The following is a 26,772-nucleotide window of genomic DNA, read 5'->3' as shown; positions in this document are numbered from 1 at the left end:
CAATGTAGCGCTCGGTTTACTATACTTTACTGTATTGTGATAGCAATTAACTATAAATTTAAACTAATTAACTTAACATTCTGTTTATTATGACATTATCATTTGCTCGATTACGCAAACCAGTTTATTGGTGGATAATTGGTTATGCGGTTTTATGGATTATCGTCAGCTATTTATTTGATCCCACCGTACCTTATGATGCCGTAGAAGCGGTTAACTGGGGTACTAATGGCGGTTGGGGCTCACCTAAAAACCCTTGGTTTGTTGGTTTTATTATGTGGCCAGCCATTTATGGTGGTATTGATTTTAGCTTTTATTGGTATTTTATCCACTTTGTGATGATAGCCATCGGCTTATTAGGTGTTTGGAATTTAGCCTATAAGTTAACCAAAAATTATCACCTAGCTTGGTTTGCCATGTTAGGTTTAAATTTATCAGGAATTATTAATTTCGATATCATTCCTTATAACGATAATTATATTTTAGTGGGTTGCTGGCCTTGGGCGCTCTATTTCTTTTTATGCGCTATCAATGACAACCCCAAATATTGGTGTGGATTCGCTGCAGTGATGGGGGTGGCTACTATGGGGAAATACTCCTCATTAGCCCTGATTGGTGCGGTATTCTTATTAAGCGTATTAGTACCTAAAGTTCGTCAAAGTTATCGCTCCCCTTATTTTTACTTTGCGATAGCTATCTGGTTGGCGTTTGTCATACCTAATTTTATTTGGTTGTGGCAAAACGACTTTGCCGCCTTTAAATGGGTCGACTCACAAATAGAAGCACGTTTTAATTTACGTACGTTACGTGCCGCTTTAACGGTTTTCTATCCAGTGCTGCTAATGTGGGGAATTGTACGTCTTTATGGTGGGCGAGTTAGTTGGCGTACTTCTCAAGATAGTCAATTATTGAATTTTATTTTGCTATTCCCATTAGCGATTATTTTTATTTGGTTTAGTTTCCATGAAGGGGGACGTATCACTGAGTGGTTACAACCTTTTATGTCAGTGGCTACTGCTCTTTTTGTCGGCTCAATTAGCGTCATACCTAAGCGTTCATTACGTGGTGTGTTATATGGTTTAGCGGTTTTTGGTATGTTAGTGGTATCTGGTTATACGGTGGTACAAGCTGCTAATGTGCGTAATGCGGGTCAAAAGTTTATTGGTGTTAAAACCTTTGTACAAGATGTCGAGAATGCTTGGCATCAGCATTATCATCAGCCTTTATCTTATGTAGGGGGTGAGTATATGCATGAGTGGATCACTTTTTATGGCAAAGATAGACCGCTATCAGCCCAACCCTGGATTGTCGAGAAAGATGTTCAGCCCCCTAATATTTATAACCGTCATATTACGTTGGCGCAATTAGAGGACAAAGGTGTCTTATTGATTGGCCCGGTGGGGTATTACTGTGATAAAGCCCATTTCGATGCGGGATTACAATATTGGCCGAGTTTAAAAATAGCAGATACTCAAGAAGTCATGTTTCGCTCTGAGCCCGATGCACTGGCAGAGCCGGTATGTATCGCTTTTGTCTCGCCTAAACAGCAATCAGAGAAGTTGTAAAATGCGTTATGCTGATATTCGTATTGAAACAGAGCGATTATTATTACGCTCTTTTGCTATGAAGGATGCTCAAGAGTGGTTCCAGATTATGAGCTCTCCTGAGGTTACTCGTTATTGGAGCCATCTTCCTTGGCAAAATATACAACAAGCGAAGGAAGATATTATTCAGGATATTACGCATATGGAGCGTAAGGAATATCTGCGTTTAGCCATTATTGATAAAGCAACAGATAAACTTATTGGCATGTGTGTATTCTTCAATCATCATCTCCATTCTTGCCGTGGTGAAATTGGTTATTGTCTTGATAACGCCTTTCAAGGAAAAGGGTTGATGTATGAGGCAATGATTGCTTTTATTGATTATTTAAGAACACATCTATCAATACGCCGTTTAGAAGCGGATATACATCCCGATAACCAAGCCTCTAGGGCATTATTAACCAAGCTTGGTTTTGAGCAAGAAGGCTATTTAAAGCAACGCTGGATTGTTGGTGATGAAGTGTCTGATTCCGCTATTTTTGGTTTGTTGCTACCAACTTATATCAAGTAATTTAAGATAATAAAAAGCACCAGTGATGAATATTATTGGTGCTTTTTTTATTATTAATAAATTAATTTATTAAATATTAAAATAAATTATTTAAATCAATAACATGAGTATCAATTAATAATATTTTTAGAATAAATAACAGTGAAACGATCACCACACAGAGATTAATTTCTTTCCAGCGTAGAGTACCCACTTTCATCACACAATAGGCGATAAAGCCAAGGGCGATACCTTCGGTGATAGAAAAGCTAAATGGCATCATCACGGCGGTAATAAACGCTGGTACGGATTCAGTTAAATCATCCCATTTTACGCGCGTTAAGCTGGAGGTCATCAGCACCCCGACGTAAATTAATGCCCCTGCGGTAGCGTAGCTTGGCACCATTCCAGCCAGTGGTGATAAGAAAATGGCGAGTAAGAAAAGAATACCGACCACAACTGCAGTTAATCCGGTACGACCACCAACAGAAACACCCGAGGTACTTTCAATAAATGCGGTAACAGATGATGTCCCCATGGCGGAGCCTGCGACAGAACTTAAACTATCTACATAGAGCGCTTGTTTCATCCGTGGGAATTTACCTTTATCGTCTGTTAAACCCGCCTTATCGGTGACACCAATTAATGTACCGGATGAGTCAAATAAGTTAACCAACATAAAAGCAAAGATAACCCCAGACAAGCCAATATCTAATGCGCCAACAATATCAACCTGCCCTACAACGGGAGCAATAGATGGGGGAATATCAAAGATACCTTGATATTGAACATCCCCTAATAACAGGCCAATAACCGTAGTGATAATAATCGATATTAAGATTGCCGCATGAATATTACGAGCCGCAAGGATGGCGATAATAAAAAAGCCTAGAGCACCTAATAACACATTGTGGGAGGCAAAATTACCGATAGTCACAATGGTGTCGTTGTTAGGAATAATGATCCCAGAGTTTTTTAGGCCCATCATGGCAATAAACAGACCGATACCGCTGGTGATCCCAACACGTAAACTAAGCGGAATATGCGCTATTATCCAATAGCGTATACGAAAGAGAGTAAGCAAAAAGAGACCTACTGCGCCCCAAAAAATAGCGCCCATGGCCACTTGCCATGAATACCCCATCGCTCCTACTACGACAAAGGCAAAAAAGGCATTTAGACCCATCGCGGGTGCGACGGCGATAGGTAGATTAGCCACCAGTCCCATTAAAATACTACCGAACGCGGCAATTAAGCAGGTAGTAACAAACACTGCTTTAATATCCATATGGGCTGCAGCAAGAATTTGTGGGTTAACAAAGATAATGTAAACCATGGTTAAAAAGGTGGTGACACCGGCGATCAGTTCTGTGCGAACCGTGGTGCCGTGTTCCTGAAGTTTAAACAGGCGTTGGAGCAAACTCTGCGGAGCAGAATTTGGTGATGACATGCTCATAGACAAAAGATCCCAAAAAAAAATGTTTTTCGCTTTATCCTACACAAATAAATTAGAAACTGCACCTAAAAAGTAATCGATTGCGTTTTAAGACGAACATATCACGAAAAAGTGTTGTAGAGATAAAGGAGGTATAGGTTTTAATTAAGCATTAATACCTATAGTAATAATGCTTGTTATTAGAAATAAAATGATATCTCTATTGGTATTATTTTTATCAGAGTAATTATTTATATTGTTTTCATTTTATTTAGTTCGGGATCTAATTAATTATGAATATGCTTTCCTATTGCCAAATAAATATATTTCTCTAAAGTTAACTCACCAGTAAATTTCAATCGATTTTTTGTTTTATATTTTATTTGTCACCTGTTAGTGCTTAATAGATCTTTTAAATAAAGAGAGATCTTATTATTTAATTAACTTTTGTGCTTAATATAAGGTAATTATAATGAATAGGAAAAAAATTGTTTCTTTTAAAATTAATTTATTAGTTTTCTCTGTATTATCAACGTTAAATATGGCGACTGTAGTACAGGCGGATCCGTCTGCTCATATTGTTGTGCAACAACAGCAAAAAAATAGTAGTGTTGATATTCTTAATATTGCCGCAGCGATTAATGGCTATTCCAGTAATTCATTAACCAGTTTTGATGTTTCTGAAGCAGGGTTAATATTAAATAATAGTCCTGATGGTGCTGATACTCAATTATCGGGGCATATTGACGGTAATAGTAATTTATCTAGCGGTGCGGCAAAAGAGATTACTCTTGAGGTTAACGCTAAAAAAGCCATTACGTTAAATGGTCCTGTTGAGGTGGCCGGAACAAAAGCACGGGTTATTTTATCTAATCCTGCTGGAATTATTTGTAGTAGCTGTAACTTTCTTAGTGCTGACCGTGTTGTGTTGACTACTGGGAAAGTGAATACACAAAATGATACCGTTGATAGTTATAAAGTGGAAAAAGGGAATATTACTGTTAAAGGTAATGCCACTTTTGATAAAAGTGCGCAACAGATTGATTTAATTGCCCGCAATGTTTCCATTGAAACGCCTCTTGATGCATCTGGTATTAATGTGAATGTGATAACTGGCGCTAATGAAGTTAAAGCACAAGATAATACTGTGGTTGCACAAAAGCCAACAGGCGTTGCTAGTAAATATAGTTTGCAGATAGTCAAGAATGCAGGAGTGAGAAGCTCATCGTTAAAATTTATAGGTACTGAAGCTAACTCACCACTGAAAAATAATGGTAATGTTGAAACTGCTGGGGGAGGGATCGAGCTTATTCATAGCGGTGCACTTGATAATAATAAAGGTAACTTCTTATCTGAGGGGGATATCTATTTTGCTTTCGATAAAGGTGTTACAAATAGTACTGGTGAAATACAAAGTACTAAAACTATCTCAATAGAAACCAAAGAAGCGAAAGTTGATAATATCTCTGGTGGTAATATTTCTGCTGATGGAAATGTAACTATCAATAGTGGTGAATTTAAAAACAATGCCTCCTATATTGCAAGTAAAGATAAATTAGATATTCAGACAAACGGTAAACCAATAACGAATACTGCAACGGTCGGTGAAGGCGTCGGTATTTCTGCTACTAATGGTATTAAGATTAATAGTGGCTTATTTAATAATAAAGAGGGTCAAATCAATTCTAAAAGTGTCATTGATATTAATACTAACCTAAAAGATTTCAATAATATTGATGCTTATATTGATGCATCAGGGGATATTAGTATTAATAGTGGCGCAATGAATAATACCCATAGCCGCCTACGCTCAGTTACTCGTGTTGAAATTGATACTAATGGTAAGGCGCTGAAAAATACCGGCATGACTGCAGATACTGCTAGCGATGATTCATTAGGTATTCTTAGTGGTCTGGATGGTATGACAGTTAATATTGCTGGACTGAATAATGACCAAGGGATTATTGCCACCGATGGCGATATGAACTTCACTAACAAAGGCGACATTACCAATAAATGGGGACATATAAAATCAGGGGGATACTTGACATTTAGTAGTGATAAGATCAAAAACCTCTATGGTGGCTTAGCATCTAAAACTGGTGCTAATGTGACTTTCTCCCAGACATTAGATAATAACTTTGGTGTTTTTTACTTAGAAGGCGATAGCGTTACCATCAGTGCGCCTTATATAAATAATAATAAAGGTGTTATTAAAGGAGACGCTATTTATTTTAAAACAGATAAATTTAATAACACATCAGGATTTGTGATCACTGAACAGAAATTAGAGATTGATACACCAGAACTGACGAATAACAGCAGTTTAGATTTCAAAACAGAAATGGGCTTTTATCTGGGGCAACCTGATCAGAAAGGGGGATTAATTAGTAAAGGAGAAATGAAATTAAGCGGTAATAAATTAGTGAGTAATAAAGGACGTATTGTAACAGAAAATGGGGATATGGAGCTTAAATTCACCTCTGTTGATAATACCAGTGGTACTATTGCATCACATAAAAATGCCTTTGTAGTGACAAGCACCTTTACCAATTCACAAGGCACATTGTTTGGCCAGGATAAATTAACACTACAAACCGATACACTGAAAAATAACAGTACAGGTTCGGTTGAAAGTAATACCTTAAAAGGTGTTATTGCGTCGAGTGGTGATACTGAAGTGACGGTTAATCGTGATTTTGAAAACAATGGCGTCATTTCTGGTGTAGAACATTTACGTGTAAATATAAATGGTAAATATACCAATGCCAGCAATAGTATTATGTCAGGTAAAAATAGTTTCGAATTAGGTGTGACAGGAAATATTATTAATCGCGGTATTCTTAATTCAATAAAAGACACGACTATTTCTGGTGAGAATATTACTAATGAAAAATCAGGTATTATTGTTGGTAGAGAAAGTATTACTATCGATAATAAAGGCACTTTTACTAATAAAGGTAAAGTTGTCGGGCCGTTAAATAAATAACATTTTAGCCTATCTATGAGCGATATTTTGTCGCTCATAGATCAAAGGATACACCATCTTGAGTATGAAATAATATGGGAATAGGAACTGATATTATAGAAATAAAAAAGGTGGCTATTGCAATATGTAGAAGTGGTGAACCGTTAACTCAGCGATTATTAACTGAATATGAAAGAAACAGTATCGGTAGAATTCATGAAAATTATCATCGTGTTGCAGGGTTTTGGGCTGCTAAAGAAGCCGCTGTAAAAGCAATAGGTACAGGATTTCGTTTGGGGATTTTATTTCATGATATTGAAATAAGGCATGATGAATATGGCGCACCTTGTTATTTTTTTACAGGCCATTTTTCTAATTTATTAAAGCAGAAAAAAATAACCCAATCATTATTAAGTATTTCTCATTGTGATCATTATGCTGTCGCTGTTGCAATTTTTAATTGATGCTTTTATAGGTGTTTTATTATGTTTATATATTCTGATCTAAAGAATAAGAATGTGATTGTTACAGGAGCTAATGGTGATATAGGTATTGCAATTTGCCAGAAATACCTTGAACAGCAGTGTCATGTTTATGCATTATATCACCAAAATAGAAATAACTTAGATAAGCTAAAAAAAGAGAGTGAATATTGTCAGCGCTTACATATATTACAATGTGATATCAATAATGATAAATCAATTCATGATTTTTTAGATAAACTAAAGGCATATGCTAATGCTATTCATATATTAATCAACAATGCAGGTGTGATTAAAGATGAATTATTTTCTGCTATAAATATAAGTGAATTTGAATATGTTATTAAAACCAATTTATTAGGAACTTGTCAATTTACTAAACAGTTATTGCTTTTATTAAGATCGGCAGAAAAAGCGACCATTATTAATGTTGCTTCTATTGCAGGGATTGTTCCAAGTATTGGGCAAAGTAACTATAGCGCCGCTAAGGCTGGAATTATAGGTTTTACTCATACGTTGGCTGCAGAGTTGGCAGGTAAAGGAATTCGAGTCAATGCGGTGGCACCGGGTATGATTGAGTCTGACATGGTCAAAAAAGTGTCACGCCAAGTCGTACGTCATATTAAATCGGTTATTCCATTACAACGATTGGGAGCAAGTGCTGAAGTTGCCAATACCATTGTATTTTTAAGCTCCGAGGCATCGAGCTATATTGTTGGGCAAACATTAATTGTTGATGGTGGGATGGTGATGCGATGAGAGGTAACCCTTATGAGTCTCTATAATCAATCGTTATTGCCTCCTACACTATTTTTAAAATTAGGTGCATGGCGACAACCGACCATTATGGTTGATAGGATTGTCGATTTTGTCCCTAGTGAAAAACCTATTATCAAAACGATTAAACATGTCACCTTTAATGATCCCTATTTATTAGGACATTTTCCAACCGATCCTGTTATGCCAGGGGTTATGGTGGCGGAAATCTTTGGTCAAACAAGTGAGTATTTATCTTTTATTGATGACTTTTGTTCAATTTATAAAATAGAACACAATATTGAATTAACTACATTTAAAGAAATAGCCAAAGCCCTTAATGAGCCGAGATCAGAACGAATTTTAATTCAGCATCGAAGAAAGGTTTCCGGTGTATTGGCCTCACAAAATTTAAGGTATAAAAATGCTGCTTACCCAGGGGATACCATAGAGATAACAAGCATTCTATTATTTTCTGATAAAAGCAATTTTAAACACTATTCTGTTGAGGCAAGAGTGGGAAAGAAAATCATTGCTAATGGCACCATAGTTAATTTCAGAGAATATAATCACTCTGAACAAAATAAAAATTAGGATATTAATAGTATGGAAAATGACGATAAGTTAAATGAAAAAATTGAACAAAGAAAAAAAATGTTAAAGCGAGTCAAAGAAGGGCTTATTGAACGACTCAATTTAAATAAGAGTATTAATCAAATAGATGATGATACTCCATTATTTGGTAGTGGTTTAAAATTAGATTCTGTTGATGCCACTGAGATAATTGTCTTTCTTAATGATGAATTTAATATTCAAGTAACAGAAGGTGATGATCCTTCTTATATGAGAACAATAAATAGCCTAACAACATTTATTTTAAATAAACAGCGAGAAAAACAAGAAAAAAATGAGAGCAATAATAATTAATTTATATCATTTTTATTTATTGGAGATGTTATGAAATACTTTGAAATGGAAAATAAAGCGAATGTATTATTCGGTGAATATAATGGAGTGACACTTCCCAAACGTTATACTAATGAACATGAGGCTTATTTTTCGGTAAGAAATAGCATATTAATGACAGACTTTTCTCATTATGGCATGGTGAAAATTTCTGGTGAAGATGCTTGGCGGTTACTCAATTATCTTATTTCTGCAGACATTTCATCTATTCGTGATGAACAACTACTTTATACATTGTTACTAGATAAAGCAGGGAAAATAATAAGTGATGCCTATGTACTATGTGATAATGAACACTATTTTTTAATTTCAGAGTGGATGAATAGTGATGCCATATGCCAGCAGATAAAAAAAGTATTAGATAAGCAAGATGAACGGGGTGAATGCTACCAAATTGATGCTATCGCTTCTCTTACTCCAGATTGGCGTATGATCTGTCTAGAAGGCCCCTATGCTTGGGAAATTTTATCTGAAATCGTCGGTATGGATATTATTGGATTACCTTTTCATGAGTTTATGTATGTTGATGAAGATGTCATTACTATGCGTGTTGGTAAACACGGTGAATATTGTTATCACATTATGGGAGATGAAGAGAAGTTAATGTCTATTTGGCGACATTTATGCACTTTATCTGAGAAATTTGATTTAAAGATTGGCGGGGTTGATGATTTAAAAAATATACGACTAGAAAACCCTTGTTGGGAGCCTCAAGTGATTAATCCTTTTAGTCGCTGTCCTATTGAGTTACAGATGCAATGGGCGATTAGTTACGATAAAGATGTATTTATTGGTCAAGATGCAATAAAACAACGTGCTGATAATGGGGTAGATCAGAAAATAGTTGGCGCAAGAATAATTAATATGCCTCAGAATGCTGCAATTTTACAAGGCGATGCAATCTATTACCAAAATGAACAAATAGGCGTAGTTATTCAAGTGGGATACTCTTTTATATTAAAAGAACATATTGCTAGAATATTATTAAAACGAGAATTTGCTTATGTTGATATTGATGACTATAAAATAAAAACGGCTTATGGTGATATTGATTTTATCACAACGAGTATTCCCTTTGTTAATAATTTAAGTTTAATAATTAATCCAACCGAAGATAGTTATCTTGAAAGACATCAATAATGAAAGATTAAATTTATAGCAAAGATATTTATTAAACATAATAAATATTATATAGGAATTAACATGAATAGTAGACGCCGTCGGGTTGTAATAACCGGAATGGGGGTTTTATCATCTTTAGCTAAAGATGTGCCTCAATTTAAACAGGTTCTTTTTAATAGACAATGTAATATTAAGCCAAGCCAACGCTATTTAAAATGGTTTAAAAATGCCAATGCATCTGAGATTGAGATGGCATTAGATTATTCAGATATACCGCAGCATATCGCTCGATCACTAGACAATGCGGCATTATGGGCATATCGAGTCTGCAATGAGGCATTACAACAAGCAAACTTAATAGATAATCAGTCTATTTTAGATAATACCGCGATGATCGTGGGCGTCTCTTCGGCAGGAACGGAAGCCTTTCTGCCATTATTTGAACAACATATTGATGATTTTTCGATAAAAAAAGCCATTTTATCCGGTGGATTTTCATCATGTTGTTCGAGTGTATCAAGTCTACTTGGCTTACGTGGTGGTCTTGAATTAGTGGCGACGGCCTGTACCGCAAGCCCTAACGCGATAGGTATGGGGTATGATTATATCCAAAATGGCAAAAATCCTGTTGTGCTAGCGGTCGGAACAGAACCCATTTATCTTCCTACCTTTGCGGGTTTTTATGCCCTTAATGTGATGAAAACAACACCAACTTCCCCATTTTCAGGTACTCCTGGTATGTCTATTGGTGAAGGTGCTGGGGCGTTAGTATTAGAAGATTATCAACATGCGGTTGAACGTGGTGCGACAATATATGGTGAAATTGTCTCTTATGCGACATCTTGTGATGCTTACCATGAAACTAGCCCTGATCCTCGAGGAAATGGTGCAGTGCAAGTTATGTATAAAGCACTGGATAATGCGGGTATTACCCCTAATGATATTGATTACATAAATGTGCATGGTACAGGTACTGAAGCAAATGATCGCATTGAAACCATGTCGATGAAAAAAGTGTTTCCTAATATTTATCATATCCCATTAAGTTCAACAAAATCTTATGTTGGTCATAATATTGGTGCTGCGGGTATTGTTGAAATCATCGCGTGTTTTATTTGTTTAGCAGAAGACAAACTTCCCCCTACATTAAATTTCACTCAGCCAAGGCATAGCTGTGATTTAAATTATGTACCGAATTTCTTTCAAGATAAAAAAGTAAAATTTTTTATGAAAAATAATTATGCTTTTGGAGGAAATAACTGCTCTATTATCGCAAGCCCTTATATTACAGATAAAACACCGACGGAATATAAAGCTAAAAAAGTGGTTATTACCGGGGTGGGGGCGATTACGTCTATTGGCAATAATATAATGGAGATAATAACAGCGATTTTGGCAGGAGATAAAACAGGTACATTAAAACCTATTGTATTTGCGAGTGATGTGCAGAAAGATATCGACAACTTGATGTCTGTTGTCATAAAAGATAATGATTTTGAGCAATCGTTAGGACATCCTTATTTTGATCTCGACATTGATCATCGCTTAAAAAATAACGCCTGTTATCATGCTATCACTGACGTTAATCCGAAAAAAACATTACGTTATTATGATCCAAGAAAAGCTATTCCTAGCGGGACTTATGCCTTATTCGCTTTAAATGAAGCACTTGCTAATGCTGGACGCAAAATTAAACGTGATGGTGATAACTTAGGTTTTATTGTTGGAATGTCAAAAGGGCCACAAAGTACCGTTAATCGTTATTTAAAAAGTTTAATTCCTGATCCGCAAAAAGTAAGAACATCAGAATTTCCTGGTACTTTAATGAATGCAGTACCGACATTTTGTGCCATCACAGAGGGAATAAAAGGTTATACCACGACATTGGCAACAGGGGTTAATGCTGCATTAGGAGCGTTAACTTATGGTTATGAAATTATCAGGCAAGATCTACAACCTCAGGTAATTGTCGGAGGGGCAGATGAGCACTTCAGTTCTATTTCACTCTATTTTCAAGCGATGAGTAAGAAAGTTAATCTGACCAAGAATGCGACAGATTATCAGGTTTATTCTAATGCAAGTGCCGGCTATATCCCCGGAGAAGGGGCAGGGATGTTATTTCTTGAAGATAAAGAGTATGCCAAGCAACGAGGCGCTAAAATTTATGCTGAAATTATTGGCTACGGTAAAGCTAATGATAATACTTTTTTAGAAGACGAAAATATTACTGATAGAGTGGCCGCCTTATGTAAGGCTATCCAACAAGCATTATCTGAGGCGCAACTCAGTTGCCAAGATATTGATATTATCTGTGGTACCAGTGATGGTAATAAAGAGAATGATGAAGTTGAAATCCGTGCGATTCGGCAACTATTTTATCAAGCGGCAAATCATGTACCAGTAGTTAATTACAATGCCTTTTTTGGTTTAGTTGAATCATGCGCTGGGATATTGGCGATCTCTTTAGTGATTCATATGATGGAAAGCAACACGATAATACCTATTCCTTATACAAAAAGTTTTATAGCTGATGATATTCATTTTGTTACCCAACCGATTAATAAGCAGATAGAAACTGCTTTAGTTCTTGGTTCATCAGAAGGATGTAACCACTATGCAATTATCATCAGGAAACCGTTATGAAAAATGTTGCGATAAGTGGATGGGAACTTAATTTACCTTCAATAGTAAATTTTGAACAACTTTCTGAACAACTTTTATTAAAAAGAACAATTAAAACAGAGAAATACTTCTCTGATGATTATTTTGTAGAATATTTTAAATTTAATCATAATCCGGCGGTGATCCCCTATCAAAATATTCCCAATGATCATTTTGAAATATTAACGCGATTAATTCATAACAGTTTAAAACGGGCTAATATCACCCTAGAAAAGCTTCGCGCTTCACGTACCATAATGTATCTTGCAGGTCACGGGCCTAGAGCCGATTTTATGGATTACCAAGGGTTTTATGATAAAAACGATGCCGAAGATGTTCAATATTCTCCGCAGATAAAATCACTCCATGCAGCCTCTTTTGCACAGGATGAATTAGCGAATAAATTGTGGGCTGAATATCAGTTAGATTTCCCACCTATTCCTATCTATTGTGCTAGTAATTCTGCGTTAATGGCTGTGCATATAGGACATAATGAAATAAGCCAAGATATGGCGGATATTGTAATAGTATTGTCGTGGAATAGCTTACTTTTACAAGATATAGCCTTTATGGATAGCCAAGGCATGTTAGTTGAAGCGCACGCTCAACCTTTGAGTAAATACAGTGATGGGGTCACCTTATCAGATGGTTATGCCGTGATGATTTTAGAAAGCCAACAACAGATAAACTCGAGACAATATCTTGCACCTGCTTATATCTATCATTCCGTTTTTATGCAAAGTAATGCTGAACGGACAATGGGAGGCACATTATTTAACTTTTATACGATATCAAAAGTGATTTCTCAGCTTCTCGATCTTAGTCATTATTTACCAAGTGATATTGGTGCTATTTTTATTCATGGTAATGGTTCGATTATTAGTGATAAAGCTGAGACGGTAGCTATTACTAACATCTTTAAACAACCCATTCCTATTATTAGCTATAAAGGGCAGATAGGTTATATTTCTAATTGCTCTGGTATTATTGATTTAATGATTATAGCTGATTCATTAAAAAATAATCGATTGATCCCCTCAACTACACATTATCCAATAGATGATGGAATGGAGGTTAATTTCCTCACTAATCAAGAGTGTGTGAACTATAGCGCTAAACCTATTTTAAAAATCGGCTTAGGTATGGATGGCTCTATTATTGCCATGTTATTAATCGCAAATGGAGAGCAAGGATGAGGCGATTATTACCCACTGGTGCTATTAATTTAGCCGCTTATGCTTTTTTTGAGCCACAGGAGCCACTGATCCCTTTTATTCCTTCATGGTATAACGTATGGGAATCTCATATGTTACGTTTAGCGGGTAAAAAAAGCGCAGGAAAAAGTTGGAGTTTTCAACGCTATGGGGTCAATCATGATATGTATCTACGTGAAGGAATAAGAAAAACAAATTGTCGTCCTTACCTATCTGCAATAGAGCATGTGGTCGATCATGCTGTTGGTCAATTAGATACAAAATCACAATTCCTCTTAAAAAAAGAGCGAAATGGACTGATTTATATTGATGCATGGGGAGAGCTAACGGCTTTCGAACAGATAGATAGTTTAAGGGATGTGTTTACTCTTAATATTATTCCTAGAAATATCATAAAAAAATACAGTATAAAAAATTTCTCTTGCAAAATAAGAGGCGAACGTAATGGTATGATGTCGGCACTATTATTAGCACAAAAGCTCATTAATAGTGATTTACTTGATAATATATTTATTTGTGGTGGTTTTCGGGCTGTACCAATTTTATCTTTTAGTGAAATAGAAAGACAACCGATAACCCTTTTTTTCAAGCCTAATACATTGGAAAATATAAATAGTATTGAAAGAGTCGCCTGCATCATTATCAATAAAAAACAGTGTTCAGATATTTCGATTTTTATCAATCATTATTTTTCTATGAGTCAAAATAGAAAAAAGGCAATAAAGCAATTAGTTAAAAATTGGCACCGTTGTATTAATAAACAGACGGGTTCAATTTATATAACTGCGTTACTGACTTATAAATATATTTCTATACTTGAAACCGCATTCACAGCGTTACCTGTTAATCTTAATTGCTATTTTTTAAATCGTCTTTATGGTGATAGTGGGTTTATCACACCGGCTCTTATGTTCGATCATTTACAAAAAGCAGCAGATAGTGCCTCTCATTACCTTTTGAGTGCGTTTGATGGAGAAAATGGTGTTTGGCTGGTTGATTGTTGGAAACAATAATAAGGTATTTTATGTATGGAATAACAAAAGCACGCCAATTAGCACTATTTTCACTAACAAATATTAATAAATTTAATCATGATAAAAGTAACGCTGAAATAATTTTTAAAAATCTCACATTCGATATTAATAATGAGCATTTTACATTAATAAAATATCAACAAGAGAATGAAAAGAATGCATTGATTGATATTATTTCAGGAGTTGATATTCAATATGCTGGTTATACTTATTTTTTAGGTAATTATATAAATATTCTAGATGAAAAGCAGCGAGCTTTATTAAGGAATAGAATGATCGGTTTTGTTTTCAAAGAAAATTACTTTTTTAATCATTGTAATGTATTTGACAATATTTATTATTCAGTAGTCGATCATAAAGATAAAAAAAAGCTAAAGAATAATATTATAAATACACTTAAATCTATGGGCATAGAAAAACTCTATAATAAAACCCCAAAATCGTTATCAACAGATCAATTGCTAAAGGTGGCCTTTAGCAGAGCTTTAGTGAAAAAACCTAAGTGTATCATTGCTAATTATAATAATGATTGTTTCAGTCAGAATAACTTTGATTATTTTATCCAATTATTATCACAAGTACATAAAGATTTATCTATACCAATATTATTAATCACTAATTGTAATCATCTAAACATGACTGTAGATAAAATTATAACGCTTAAACATGGAGAGTTATATGATGGGGAGAAAACTTAATTGTATCGGTATTATTTTAATAATAATTTCTCTATTGCTCTCGCAAGTAGAGAGTAAAATAGACATTAAAAATAGTGATAAACGTTTTTTATTATTTATATCACTGAATACATTTACTGCCAGTGATAAATTGACCTCATTAATTTCAGAGTTAGAATACAGTATAAAACAAGGTGATTATCCATTTGATAAAGTCATTTATGGTTATGTCAGTGTATTTTTATCCGCTTATTATCATAAAAATAAAGCTTATTCTCAGGCTGCACAGACAATAAAAAAGGCCTTTTTTTATCTTGATGAAGTTGTTGAACAAAATCCAACTAATTGGCGGTTGATCTATCTAAGATTAAGAATGGATGCTTTTACACCTCGTTATTTAGGGCGCTGTGTGGTGGCTAAAAAAGACAGTCAGCAATTACTTGAGAATATTAATATCAATAGTGAACTTATACCCATGATTAACTATATGTATGCGCGTGCATTATTTAGTTGTGAGCAAGTGACACAAGCAAAAAAGATCATGGCTCAATTACTTCAAGAAAATGAGGCGAGTAAAAAAATTGCTCGATATAGTTTCACTAGCGTTCCTCCTTGGTTATCTATTGAAAAGACCGCGGTTATTCAACCAATAACATTAGAGAGTGATTAATGGAAAATATTATTATATTCATCTCAATATTTATTTTGATAGTATTACTTTCTAGTTCATTATCTTGGTTTTATATCAAATACACATTAGGGTTACTTTATATAACCCTTAGCCATTTTTATCGAAATTTATGTTTTATCGTTTTACTCTGTGTCGCCATCTCGATTTTGGAGGGTTTTTATCATCACCTCACGCTACTGCTCAAAGAGCAAGTAGCATATTCCAATTTAGGGCATATCGAAATTTATAAAAAAGATAATAAACAGGATATTACTGATAAGAAAGATTATTTGGAAATAACCAATGCTGAAGAAATCATCCATTTATTAACTTATGATAAGCAGTTATTAGAAAAAATTCAGGTCATTTCACCACAAATTATTTTTTCAGGCATGATAGAAAATGTTATCAATAAAAAAGCAGTATTGTTTTCTGGCCTAGCTATCGAGCCTAAGTCATTATTAACTATAGGAGCATACGATCTAACTGTTTCAGGGAGTGAATTGTCTCATGTCAGAAGAACTGAGATCACGATAGATAAGTTTATTGCTGATGCTATAAATATAAACTATGGGGATTTAGTTAATGTTGTATTTATTCATAATAATGAAAAAATGGTATTACCAACTTATGTACGTGGTATTTTTAACACACAAATAAATAGTTATCCTTATGCCATGATCAAAATTCCATTAGAAACACTACAATATATAAAAAAAAGTAAAAGTGTCTCAAAAATAAATATTCTATTAAAAAATGTGCATGATATGAATAGCGTAATAGCTAAAATAACAAGGATTAATAAAGAAAAATCTTTAAATTTGCAAGTGATCCCTGTTATTGAGAGACAAAGTTATATTATTTCTATTGTGACATTCTTTAAGTGGTCAATGCTATTATTGTATAGCATTATTGCTATTTATTATTATTTTTTAGTGAATAAAATCATTATCATCACTATCAAAAAAGCTATTGGTGATCTGTTCGAATTTAATCGATTAGGTATTTGGCGAGGTAGTTTTTCTCGATTATTTATTTTATTGGCTATTTTTATGACTATAACAATTTCTATAACGATATTATTAATTCATCAGTTATTATCTTGGTTGATTAATTTGAAACAAATCAATATTTCTTTATCTGATAATAATAGCTATTCATTAATGCTCCCTTGGCTATGGCAATATGATGCTATGTTTAAAATCCCTCTATTATTATTTTTTTCCGCAACAATCGCTTCGTGTATCTCTATTTTTAAAGTTAGCCACTATTTACAAAAATATCAAAAAAATAATATTACTATTTAGGAGTATGGTCTATGCCATTGAGAGAGAAAAAGTATCACCAAAATCAAGAGAGCATTTTATTTTTTCCAGGTCAGGGTAGGCCTTATTTAGGTATGGGAAATAGGGTATATCGTGACGTTCCATCAATAAAAGAAGTATGGAATTGTGCGAGTGAAATAGCAGGGTTCGATGTAAGGACTGTTTGTTTAAAAGGGCCCATGAATAAATTGGTACAAACCTGTTATCAGCAAGTGGCGTTAACAACTATCAATATTGCTTCTCTTTATTTACTGCGTGAGCATTGTTGTGTGAATGAGGCGGGTTATTCAGGGCACAGCGCTGGAGAATATTCAGCGTTATTTGCGGCGAACGTACTGGAACTTGAATCTGTCTTTAAGTTAATTAGTTATCGCGCATCTATCATGCAACAGCTCGCTAAGAATAACAAAGGGGTAATGTATGTTGTTAAAAATTGCTCTTATCAGACGTTATCAACATTGATTGACCAGCAAGATCTCGCAACAAAGGTGAATATTTGCTGTGATAACAGTGAACTTCACCAAGTTATTGGGGGGGAGTATGCAAGTGTACGTAAGGTTGTTAATCAATTAGCTAATATGAAAATAGAAACGAATAAATTAGCCGTTAATGGTGCTTGGCACACTGAATTGATGAGCGAAGGGAAAAATTTACTTGCTCACTTTTTACAGACAATCCCTTTTTCAATCCCAGATAAACCCCTAGTGATGAATGTTTCTGCTGAGATTGTTAGCGATATTGAGACAATTAAACAGAATTTAGTTAATCAACTCACAGAAACCGTAAGATGGACAGCAACTATGGCGCTATGGTGTCATTTAGGCTATCACAATTTTATTGAACTTGGTGATAGCAAGTCATTGTATTATTTAGCGAAAAATTCACATACGCTAAAAGATAAAAATATATTGCATGTTAATGATTATATTTAATTATCTTATATAGGAGCAATTATGTTGCCTAATTATCATTATTATATGCAAGCGCATCATCATACTATGCTAACACCTATTTATATCGCCTCGATAGTATTAAGTTTATGCTTTATTAATAATTATAATGAGTTAAGTTTTTGGTTATTATTTATGGGTAACTTTGCTATTTTTATTGTCATTTTACTCAGTGCAATGATGAATGAGCGAATATATTGGCGATACTGTATTTTTTCTGAAAAGTTTTATTTAAAAAATAATAATAAAAGCGATATAAAAAGGACGATAATATCACGTTATTTTACTGTTTTTTCGTTAAGCTATATAATTGGGGTTATAATAATATTTCTTGTTACCTCTTATTTAATCGAGATTGTTTTTGATAGCCAAATATATATTATTATTTTTCTTGGTTTTTTCTTGTCACCATTAATGATATGGTTTTTTATGTATTTTTTGATCAAGTTTTATGTCAGTTGTTCAATTCATTATTTGAATAACTTTTCTTTATATAGCCGTGAGAAGAAAAAATTTAACATATCCTATATTATTGTTAATGAGGTTTTTTTAAGTTTACTTGTTAATTTTCCTATTGTTTTTCCGCTCCAGAACAGTGCTACTTTCTCGTTAGAGCAAGGTTATCTTAATATTGAGTTTATTGTTGCATTAATCATTCTTTTATATAGTGTTCTGTTTGTTATGCTTTTTTTATCGAAGGCGAGTAAAATTAATTACCTAATGGGGATGATTATCTGTTATAGCTTTGAAGAAGATTTTGCTGAGGTAAAAAAAAGAGGCCTGTTTTGCCGTGTATTATGGTTTCTGATTTTGATCCCTTTAGGTACATTGTTACTCTGTTTATTATTCTATTTGCTGAATATAAAAGAGAATTTCTTTTTAATTTATTCGGTGAGTTTATCTTTAGTTATTTATCTCTATTTTATTGAGCGGAGAAATAAACTCTATCAGGAATTTATATTAGCATTTGATATGATCTTACGTTTAAAAGCACTAAAAAATTTTAAGGAGTAAGACATTGTGATGGTTATTATTTAATCCCCTAATCAATATTATTAGGGGATGAATAAGTTAAATAATTTTTTCACTCAGTGAAGGTTTTTTATTAGGGATAACATATTGCCAAAAAGAGCGTTTTTCTTTTTGGGTGGTAAATAATTTCCCCACTCGGTTGGCAATTAACTCTAATGAAAAACAGAGCACAAAGTAAATAAAGGCAACAAATAAAAAAACTTCCATCGGGTACACCATGCTGCGATTATTAACTTGTGTTGCTAAGAATGAGAGTTCACCGACACCTACAACATAAGCGAGGGAAGTATCTTTAATTAAGGCTATCCATTGATTGATAAAAGAGGGCACCATCATACGTAATGCTTGTGGTAACACGATATACCAAAGCGTCTGCCAGCGATTAAATCCTAACGATAAACCTGCTTGCCATTGCCCTTTGCCAATAGCGAGAATACCGGCTTTAACACCATGAGCGATATAAGAGGAGGTAATAAGTGCTAGAGCACAGATCACGGTGGTTATCTCAGGAATTTCCATTCCTAATACCACGGGTAATAGAAAATAGAGCCAAAAAATCAACATAATGACCGGAATAGCACGGAAAAAACCTAAAAAAGCGGCAAATAAGTTAACCCATACCCCTTTAAGCATGGCGAGAGCGATCCCCCCAAGCGTCCCTAATATAATAGATACAATACCGGCGATCACACTAATAAATATAGTTAAAGCCGCACCTTCTAATGGCCCATCAGGATACGCGCCAAAAAGTAGATACTGCCAATTATCAGCAATAACAGTAAAGTCCATATTAATATCCTTGCGCTAATTTTCGTTGCTGATGCCATTGCCCCCAAGCTTCCATTAATGCAATGGCAGCGATATACAGTATGGTGGCGACGCCGAACGCTTCAAAAGTACGTAATGATTCAGTTTCAACTTGCCTTGAAGCATAAGAAAGCTCTGCGACACCTATGGCCATAGTGAGAGAGGAGTTTTTGATAATATTCATATATTGACCCAACAATGGCGGAAGGGCGATACGAAAAGCTTGCGGTAAAATGACATAACGCATGGATTGCCAGTGGGTTAATCCTAACGCTAAAGCTGCATATTTTTGGCCTTGTCTGACTCCCTGTATTCCTGCTCTTAGCTCTTGGGCAATAAAAGGTACAGAGTAAAAGGTAAGCCCAATAATACCGGCTAAAAATTCAAAAGAGGGCCAAGAGAGCGTTAAGCCAAATAAAGAAAGTTCATGTGGGGTGTTAAGCCATATCATGGCCGTTTGTGGCAATAGTTCACCAGAAGCAAAATACCAAAAGAAGAGCTGAACCAATAATGGGGTATTACGAAAGAGTGAAGTATAAATGGCCGCACACCAACGTAATGGCGCGATATGGCTATCATAGGCAGCACTGAGAAGAAAACCTAGTAATGTGGCAATAATGATAGTCCAGAAAGAGATAAGCAAGGTGATTAAAAAACCTTGCCACAGCCAACTTAAGTAGTGAGGCTCAAGAAGATAGTGAGAAAGAAACTGCGCAAACATAATTATTACCTATTGCAGACGCCAAACCCCGCAGTAGCGGGGTTGGTGTTTTATCAATAAATCATCGCGATAAATTAAGTCGTTATTTGCTCTACCATTAGGATTGAGGCGCTTGCTCAGAAAGTGGGGCAAACTTAAAGTCACCACGAGGTTGAGCGGACTTAGTATCAGGGCCAAACCAACGATTATAAATTTCGTCTGCTTTGCCTTCTTTCTCTAATCTTAATAGCGTGTTATTAATCTCGTTAATTAAACGCTGTTCACCTTTAGCTGCGGCAACGGCTTGATATTCTCGTGTAATACTAAAGGGCGATATTTCAAAATCAGCTTTGATTTTCTCAGGTAAATTAGCTAATAACCCTACTAATTTAGCATCATCTTGGGTTATCGCTTGTACATTGCCATTGCGTAATGCGGCAAACGCAAGAGGGGTATCGTCATAGGAGATGACTTTAGTTTCAGGATAGCGTTCACGTAAGGTAATTTCCTGTACGGTGCCTTTGTCAGCCCCAATGCGTAATGACGCAATTTGCTCAGGGCTGGTTAATACGCCTTTGCGCGCGATAAATTTCTGTCCAGTAGCAAAATAAGGTACAGAGAAATCGACTTGTTTTGCTCGCTCTTCGGTAATGGTGAAGTTGGCGGCAATTAAATCGACTTTTTTGGCGCTAAGTAGTGGAATACGGTTAGCTGGGTTAGTTGGACGTAATTCCAATTTTACCCCGAGATCTTTGGCAATTTCATTCGCAATATCTGCATCATAACCTGCCAATTTTTTGGTTTGTGGATCGATAAAACCAAACGGTGGGTTACTATCAAAAATAGCAATGCGTACCACACCTGCCTGTTTTATATCGTCTAATTTATCGGCTTTTGCCAGACCAGAAAAAAGCACTGAGCCAGCAATTAATGCCGTTGCCAAAACACGTAATTTCATTATTCACCCCAAAAAAAGTATTCTCATTGTTATGTTGCCTATCACGCTATCAAGTTGTTCTAAGTTCATAAAATAATAAAAAATGATATGGATATGCTTTTATAGAATAAGTTAAGGAGAGATAGTGACTTTATAAACATAAATAAAAAAACAGAGGCAAATAATGCCTCTGTTTCAGAGCGTAAAGAGAGTGAATAAATTATTTAATTAGCAGAATGACTATCATCATTTTTTGTCAGCATTCTTTCTACTTGGTCACCCCCTAAATGACGGAAGTCATGACCCTTGACGTAGTAGAAGATAAACTCACAGATATTCTGGCAACGATCGCCAATACGTTCGATAGAACGAGCACAGAATAATGCCGTCAGTACGCTCGGGATAGTGCGAGGATCTTCCATCATATAAGTCATTAATTGACGAACAATACCTTCATATTCGTTATCAATTTTTGCATCTTCACGATAGACTCGAATAGCTTCTTCTAAGTCCATACGAGCGAAAGCATCAAGAACATCATGGAGCATTTGTATCGCATGTTGGCCTAAGGACTCTAAACTTACTAGCAGTGGTTGATGTTGATGTGAAAATTTCTCAAGGGCCGTTTTACAGATTTTTTCTGCCACATCACCAATACGCTCTAATTCGGCGATAGTTTTAGAAATCGCCATAATAAGGCGTAAATCACTGGCGGTGGGCTGACGTTTGGCAATGATACGCATACAGGCATCATCAATGGCAACCTCCATCATATTGACTTTTTGATCACCTTCAATCACTTCATTGGCTAATGCTTGGTCTTGGTTATGCATTGCGGTAATGGCTTTTTTTAATTGCTCTTCAACTAAGCCACCCATGACCATCAGTTCTGTACGGATATGCTCTAACTCAGCGTTAAATTGACCAGAAATATGTTTATTGTGGTTTAAATTATCCATGATTTGCCTCGTTATCAGCCATAACGCCCAGTGATGTAATCTTCAGTTTGCTTCTTCGCTGGACGAGTAAATAATGTATCCGTATCACTGAACTCGATTAATTCACCCAAATACATAAATGCAGTGTAATCAGAACAACGTGCAGCTTGCTGCATATTGTGGGTGACGATCACCACGGTATATTCGGATTTTAGTTCACTGATAAGCTCTTCAATACGACCTGTAGAGATAGGATCGAGTGCAGAGCATGGCTCATCCAGTAATAATACTTCAGGACGGATAGCAATACCGCGTGCGATACATAAACGTTGCTGCTGTCCCCCAGAAAGACTATAGCCACTTTGATGTAATTTATCTTTGGTTTCATTCCATAATGCGGCTTTGGTCAGCGCCCACTGAACGCGTTCGTCCATTTCAGCGCGAGACAGTTTTTCAAATAAGCGTACACCAAAAGCGATATTGTCATAAATCGACATTGGAAATGGTGTAGGTTTTTGGAATACCATGCCTACTTTTGCGCGTAATAGCGCAATATCTTGCTTATCTGTCAGAATATTGTTGCCATCTAACAAGATTTCACCTTCAGCACGCTGTTCGCCATAAAGCTCATACATTTTATTAAAAGTACGCAGTAAAGTGGATTTACCACAGCCAGAAGGGCCGATAAATGCCGTTACTTTATTTTTGGCAATATCTAATGAGATATTTTTCAGCGCATGGAACTTACCATAGTAGAAGTTCAAGTCACGAACTTGGATTTTGTTTCCAGCGTTATCATTAGCCATAGTCATTCAACGTTCTCTCTTGCTTAACTTTCTGCGTTAGCCATGCTTATTTTTAGCAAACAGCACGCGCGCGATAATATTGATAAATAGAACACAGAGGGTGATCAGTAATACGCCAGCCCAAGCAAGCTCTTGCCATTGTGAGAAAGGGCTCATGGCGAATTTAAAGATAGTCACAGGTAAGTTGGCTATCGGTTCGTTTAGATCTGTGCTCCAGAATTGGTTAGATAGTGAAGTAAATAGCAGTGGTGCTGTTTCACCCGCAATACGCGCAATCGCTAATAATACGCCCGTGATAATACCCGATACGGAGGCTTTTAACGTGATTTTAGCGATCATCTTCCACTTGGGCGTCCCTAATGCATAAGCCGCTTCCCGTAAGCTATCAGGGACTAACTTCAACATATTTTCCGTGGTGCGAATAACAATAGGTATTTGTAATAACGCTAATGCCACAATACCCGCCCAACCAGAGAAGTGCTGCATTTGTGCCACCACAATGGTATACACAAACAGTCCAACAACAATCGATGGGGCTGATAATAAAATATCGTTGATAAAGCGTATGACTTCCGCTAACCATGAACGACGCCCATACTCAGCAAGGTAGATACCCGCTAAGATCCCCAAAGGAGTACCAATGACCGTCGCCCATAAAATAAGTAGACCACTACCCACAATGGCGTTAGCTAATCCGCCACCATCGGTGTTAGGGGGCGGTGTCATTTCTGTGAATAAGGCCCAAGACATGCCATCAAAGCCTTTGGTTACTGTAGAAAACAAGATCCACATTAACCAGAACAGACCAAATGCCATGGTAGAGACAGATAAAAACAGTGCGATACGGTTTTTTTGACGACGCCAAAGTTGGCGTTTATGGCGTATATGCAGTTCTTTTTCTGTTTGAACTTGTAATGAAGAAGAGGATGTTTTAGCCATCTTAACGTGCTCCTTCATTCTTAGATAAACGTAGTGTCATAAACTTAGAAATCGCAAGGACGATAAAGGTAATGACAAATAAAATCAGACCTAATTCCATTAATGCAGCGGTATGAAGACCTGTTTCTGCTTCGGCAAATTCGTTGGCTAATGCAGAGGTAATACTATTGCCCGGCATAAAGAGTGATGCAGAGTCTAACTGGTAGGTGTTACCAATAATAAAGGTCACAGCCATAGTTTCCCCGAGCGCACGACCTAATCCAAGCATCACACCACCTATCACACCGTTTCGGGTATAAGGTAAAACGATATTCCAAATCACTTCCCATGTGGTACAGCCGATACCGTAAGCGGATTCTTTCATCATCACTGGGGTCTGTTCAAATACATCACGCATTACAGACGCGATATAAGGGATGATCATAATTGCGAGGATAACCCCTGCTGCTAATATACCGATACCAAACGCAGGGCCAGAGAATAACTCACCGACAATAGGGACTGATGAGAGCACGTTGCCAACAGGCTCTTGGAAGTATGTGGCAAAGAGCGGCGCAAAGATAAAGAGTCCCCACATACCATAAACGATACTTGGAATAGCAGCTAATAACTCAATCGCGATACCCAATGGGCGTTTTAGCCAATTGGGTGCCAGTTCTGTTAAAAAGAGTGCAATACCAAAACTCACCGGAACCGCAATGATCAGGGCAATAATTGAGGTAACGACAGTACCGTAAATTGGTACTAAAGCACCGAATTCCTGTGCGGGTGGATCCCACTCTTTCGTCCACAAGAATGACAGACCAAATTGTTGAATACTTGGCCATGAGGCGAAAATCAGTGAAACAATGATACCTGCTAAAAGCAAAAGTGTAATTAACGCAGCTAGTCGAACTAGTGCGCTAAAAATAACGTCCCCTCGTTTACTCGGGGCCTTTATTACCGTTGTATGCTCGGCCATAAAGCCTCTTTAATTTATTACCCCCTGTGTTGCAGGGGGTGAACGTTAATCTATTTTTTAATGGTAACCCTTTGGTTAGTAAATTGGTTTACCATTACTGTCTTTGATGCTTGTTTTCCAAGCGGCACGAATTTGTTCTACCACTTCTTTTGGCAATACGGCGTAATCAAGATTTTTCGCTTCATCATTGCCTTTTTCATATGCCCAGTTAAAGAAATTCAGTACTTCTTTTCCTTTAGCCGCATCTTTTTGCGTTTGATGCACTAAAATGAAGGTAGTAGAAGTAATTGGCCAGGCATTTTCGCCTTTTTGATTCGTTAGGTCTTGTGCAAAGCTCTTACTCCAATCAATTTTTCTCGCTGCTGCGCTAAAACTATCGGCAGTAGGAGGAATAACTTCGCCATCTGCAGTGACTAATTGAGTATATGCAAGATTGTTTTGTTTTGCGTAAGCGTATTCAACATAACCAATTGAGCCTGGTAGACGTTGAACAAAGGCTGCGATGCCATCATTTCCCTTACCACCTAAGCCTGTAGGCCATTTAACGGTAGAGCCTGCGCCTACTTCATCTTTCCATGCGCTATTTACTTTAGATAAGTAGCTAGTAAAAACGAATGATGTGCCTGAACCATCAGCACGACGAACAACAGCAATGTTTTGGTCAGGTAGATTGAGTTTTGGATTTAGTTTAGCTATAGCAGGATCATTCCATTTTTGGATCTTGCCTAAGTAGATATTCCCGATAGTCTCACCGTCTAAGACAAGCTCACCGGATTTAATACCTGAGATATTGACTGCCATCACCACACCACCGATGACAGTTGGAAATTGGAATAAACCGTCAGCCTTGAGTTTTTCATCAGCTAATGGTGCATCAGAAGCACCAAAATCGACAGTATTAGCAATGATCTGTTTTACACCACCAGAAGAGCCTATGCCTTGGTAGTTAACTTTGTTGCCAGTTTCTTTTTGATAGCTATCTGCCCATTTTGCATAAACTGGAGCAGGGAACGTTGCGCCAGCACCAGTCAGTGAGGTCGTTGCCTGTGCAGAAAGAGCCGTCATTGAAAGTGCAGCGGCAATGACACTGGTCAGGGTGGTACGCATCAGTTTCATAATCCCTCCTGTGGGATAGGTAGAATAACTTTTCGACATCTATCAACTTCGGTTACGGTACGCACAGACAATAGGTCAGTTAGATGACAATTAAATGTCTTAATTGTGACAGTTTTATGACAAAGCAGAAAAAGAGTGAAAATAATGCATAAAAATAGGTGAGAAAGAATAAGAAGGGCGTT

At 36.1% G+C, this 26,772-nt stretch carries 25 protein-coding genes; 16 read left to right on the top strand and 9 right to left on the bottom strand.

The features are described from left to right. Positions 1–89: 89 nt before the first annotated feature. Both PMI_RS14420 and PMI_RS14415 read left to right on the top strand, forming a co-directional pair. On the top strand, positions 90–1,565 hold the full coding sequence (locus PMI_RS14420; RefSeq protein ID WP_012368550.1) for a glycosyltransferase family 39 protein: 1,476 nt from the start codon (positions 90–92) through the stop codon (positions 1,563–1,565). Position 1,566: 1 nt separating this feature from the next. Next, positions 1,567–2,115, top strand: coding sequence for a GNAT family N-acetyltransferase (locus PMI_RS14415; RefSeq protein ID WP_004246767.1), 549 nt, complete (start codon positions 1,567–1,569; stop codon positions 2,113–2,115). Between the two features lie 76 nt (positions 2,116–2,191). Here the strand turns inward: PMI_RS14415 and PMI_RS14410 are convergent, their stop codons facing one another. Next, positions 2,192–3,550 carry an NCS2 family permease gene (locus PMI_RS14410; protein WP_004249062.1) on the bottom strand — a complete coding sequence of 453 codons (1,359 nt, stop codon included), beginning with the start codon at positions 3,548–3,550 and terminating at the stop codon, positions 2,192–2,194. 451 nt (positions 3,551–4,001) lie between these two features. Between PMI_RS14410 and PMI_RS14405 the strand changes: the two genes are divergently transcribed. From PMI_RS14405 to PMI_RS14340, 14 genes are all read left to right on the top strand, one after another. Beyond that, entirely contained in the window at positions 4,002–6,518 is a 2,517-nt protein-coding gene (locus PMI_RS14405) for a two-partner secretion domain-containing protein (protein WP_012368548.1), read from the top strand. A 74-nt stretch (positions 6,519–6,592) separates the two neighbouring features. Then, positions 6,593–6,961, top strand: a complete 369-nt coding sequence (gene acpS / locus PMI_RS14400; RefSeq protein ID WP_004246770.1) for a holo-ACP synthase — start codon at positions 6,593–6,595, stop codon at positions 6,959–6,961. A gap of 21 nt (positions 6,962–6,982) precedes the next feature. After that, complete coding sequence (locus tag PMI_RS14395; RefSeq protein ID WP_004250039.1) at positions 6,983–7,738, top strand: SDR family oxidoreductase; 756 nt, start codon at positions 6,983–6,985, stop codon at positions 7,736–7,738. A 12-nt stretch (positions 7,739–7,750) separates the two neighbouring features. Then, the gene (locus tag PMI_RS14390; protein ID WP_012368547.1) at positions 7,751–8,329 is read left to right on the top strand and encodes a hotdog family protein; all 579 of its coding nucleotides are present in this window, start codon (positions 7,751–7,753) and stop codon (positions 8,327–8,329) included. A 12-nt stretch (positions 8,330–8,341) separates the two neighbouring features. Beyond that, the gene (locus PMI_RS14385) at positions 8,342–8,662 is read left to right on the top strand and encodes an acyl carrier protein (RefSeq protein WP_004246773.1); all 321 of its coding nucleotides are present in this window, start codon (positions 8,342–8,344) and stop codon (positions 8,660–8,662) included. A gap of 30 nt (positions 8,663–8,692) precedes the next feature. Beyond that, positions 8,693–9,841, top strand: coding sequence for an aminomethyltransferase family protein (locus PMI_RS14380; RefSeq protein WP_012368546.1), 1,149 nt, complete (start codon positions 8,693–8,695; stop codon positions 9,839–9,841). 63 nt (positions 9,842–9,904) lie between these two features. Beyond that, positions 9,905–12,466: a beta-ketoacyl-[acyl-carrier-protein] synthase family protein gene (locus PMI_RS14375; RefSeq protein WP_012368545.1), complete on the top strand. Its 2,562-nt coding sequence runs from the start codon at positions 9,905–9,907 to the stop codon at positions 12,464–12,466. Further along, on the top strand, positions 12,463–13,680 hold the full coding sequence (locus PMI_RS14370) for a beta-ketoacyl synthase N-terminal-like domain-containing protein (protein WP_004246776.1): 1,218 nt from the start codon (positions 12,463–12,465) through the stop codon (positions 13,678–13,680). The genes PMI_RS14375 and PMI_RS14370 overlap by 4 nt, the downstream gene beginning before the upstream one ends. Continuing rightward, the gene (locus PMI_RS14365) at positions 13,677–14,711 is read left to right on the top strand and encodes a hypothetical protein (RefSeq protein WP_012368544.1); all 1,035 of its coding nucleotides are present in this window, start codon (positions 13,677–13,679) and stop codon (positions 14,709–14,711) included. Before PMI_RS14370 ends, PMI_RS14365 begins: the two co-directional genes overlap by 4 nt. An 11-nt stretch (positions 14,712–14,722) precedes the next feature. Continuing rightward, complete coding sequence (locus PMI_RS14360) at positions 14,723–15,430, top strand: ATP-binding cassette domain-containing protein (protein ID WP_012368543.1); 708 nt, start codon at positions 14,723–14,725, stop codon at positions 15,428–15,430. Beyond that, the gene (locus PMI_RS14355; protein WP_012368542.1) at positions 15,411–16,079 is read left to right on the top strand and encodes a hypothetical protein; all 669 of its coding nucleotides are present in this window, start codon (positions 15,411–15,413) and stop codon (positions 16,077–16,079) included. The genes PMI_RS14360 and PMI_RS14355 overlap by 20 nt, the downstream gene beginning before the upstream one ends. Continuing rightward, positions 16,079–17,386: an ABC transporter permease family protein gene (locus PMI_RS14350; RefSeq protein ID WP_012368541.1), complete on the top strand. Its 1,308-nt coding sequence runs from the start codon at positions 16,079–16,081 to the stop codon at positions 17,384–17,386. Before PMI_RS14355 ends, PMI_RS14350 begins: the two co-directional genes overlap by 1 nt. 11 nt (positions 17,387–17,397) lie before the next feature. Further along, positions 17,398–18,336 carry an ACP S-malonyltransferase gene (locus PMI_RS14345; protein WP_012368540.1) on the top strand — a complete coding sequence of 313 codons (939 nt, stop codon included), beginning with the start codon at positions 17,398–17,400 and terminating at the stop codon, positions 18,334–18,336. 153 nt (positions 18,337–18,489) lie between these two features. Next, on the top strand, positions 18,490–19,368 hold the full coding sequence (locus PMI_RS14340) for a YcdU family protein (RefSeq protein ID WP_227201555.1): 879 nt from the start codon (positions 18,490–18,492) through the stop codon (positions 19,366–19,368). A 57-nt stretch (positions 19,369–19,425) separates the two neighbouring features. Here the strand turns inward: PMI_RS14340 and PMI_RS14335 are convergent, their stop codons facing one another. The 8 genes from PMI_RS14335 to pstS all read right to left on the bottom strand — a co-directional run bounded on the left by PMI_RS14335 (position 19,426) and on the right by pstS (position 26,590). Further along, entirely contained in the window at positions 19,426–20,175 is a 750-nt protein-coding gene (locus PMI_RS14335) for an amino acid ABC transporter permease (protein WP_004249073.1), read from the bottom strand. Between the two features lies 1 nt (position 20,176). Then, positions 20,177–20,914 (bottom strand): amino acid ABC transporter permease, encoded by a 738-nt coding sequence (locus PMI_RS14330; RefSeq protein ID WP_004246784.1) that lies wholly within the window; start codon positions 20,912–20,914, stop codon positions 20,177–20,179. Between the two features lie 97 nt (positions 20,915–21,011). Then, positions 21,012–21,851: an ABC transporter substrate-binding protein gene (locus PMI_RS14325; protein WP_004249074.1), complete on the bottom strand. Its 840-nt coding sequence runs from the start codon at positions 21,849–21,851 to the stop codon at positions 21,012–21,014. A 203-nt stretch (positions 21,852–22,054) separates the two neighbouring features. Next, the gene (gene phoU / locus PMI_RS14320; RefSeq protein WP_004246786.1) at positions 22,055–22,789 is read right to left on the bottom strand and encodes a phosphate signaling complex protein PhoU; all 735 of its coding nucleotides are present in this window, start codon (positions 22,787–22,789) and stop codon (positions 22,055–22,057) included. A 14-nt stretch (positions 22,790–22,803) separates the two neighbouring features. Next, positions 22,804–23,580 carry a phosphate ABC transporter ATP-binding protein PstB gene (gene pstB / locus PMI_RS14315; protein ID WP_004246787.1) on the bottom strand — a complete coding sequence of 259 codons (777 nt, stop codon included), beginning with the start codon at positions 23,578–23,580 and terminating at the stop codon, positions 22,804–22,806. A 30-nt stretch (positions 23,581–23,610) separates the two neighbouring features. Further along, on the bottom strand, positions 23,611–24,513 hold the full coding sequence (pstA, locus tag PMI_RS14310; protein WP_004249075.1) for a phosphate ABC transporter permease PstA: 903 nt from the start codon (positions 24,511–24,513) through the stop codon (positions 23,611–23,613). Between the two features lies 1 nt (position 24,514). Beyond that, positions 24,515–25,474 carry a phosphate ABC transporter permease PstC gene (pstC, locus tag PMI_RS14305; protein WP_004246789.1) on the bottom strand — a complete coding sequence of 320 codons (960 nt, stop codon included), beginning with the start codon at positions 25,472–25,474 and terminating at the stop codon, positions 24,515–24,517. A gap of 75 nt (positions 25,475–25,549) precedes the next feature. Further along, positions 25,550–26,590 (bottom strand): phosphate ABC transporter substrate-binding protein PstS, encoded by a 1,041-nt coding sequence (pstS, locus tag PMI_RS14300; RefSeq protein ID WP_004246790.1) that lies wholly within the window; start codon positions 26,588–26,590, stop codon positions 25,550–25,552. Between the last annotated feature and the right edge of the window lie 182 nt (positions 26,591–26,772).

Source organism: Proteus mirabilis HI4320 (assembly GCF_000069965.1).
Taxonomy (GTDB): domain Bacteria; phylum Pseudomonadota; class Gammaproteobacteria; order Enterobacterales; family Enterobacteriaceae; genus Proteus; species Proteus mirabilis.
This window is presented reverse-complemented; position numbering and strand designations above follow the sequence as displayed.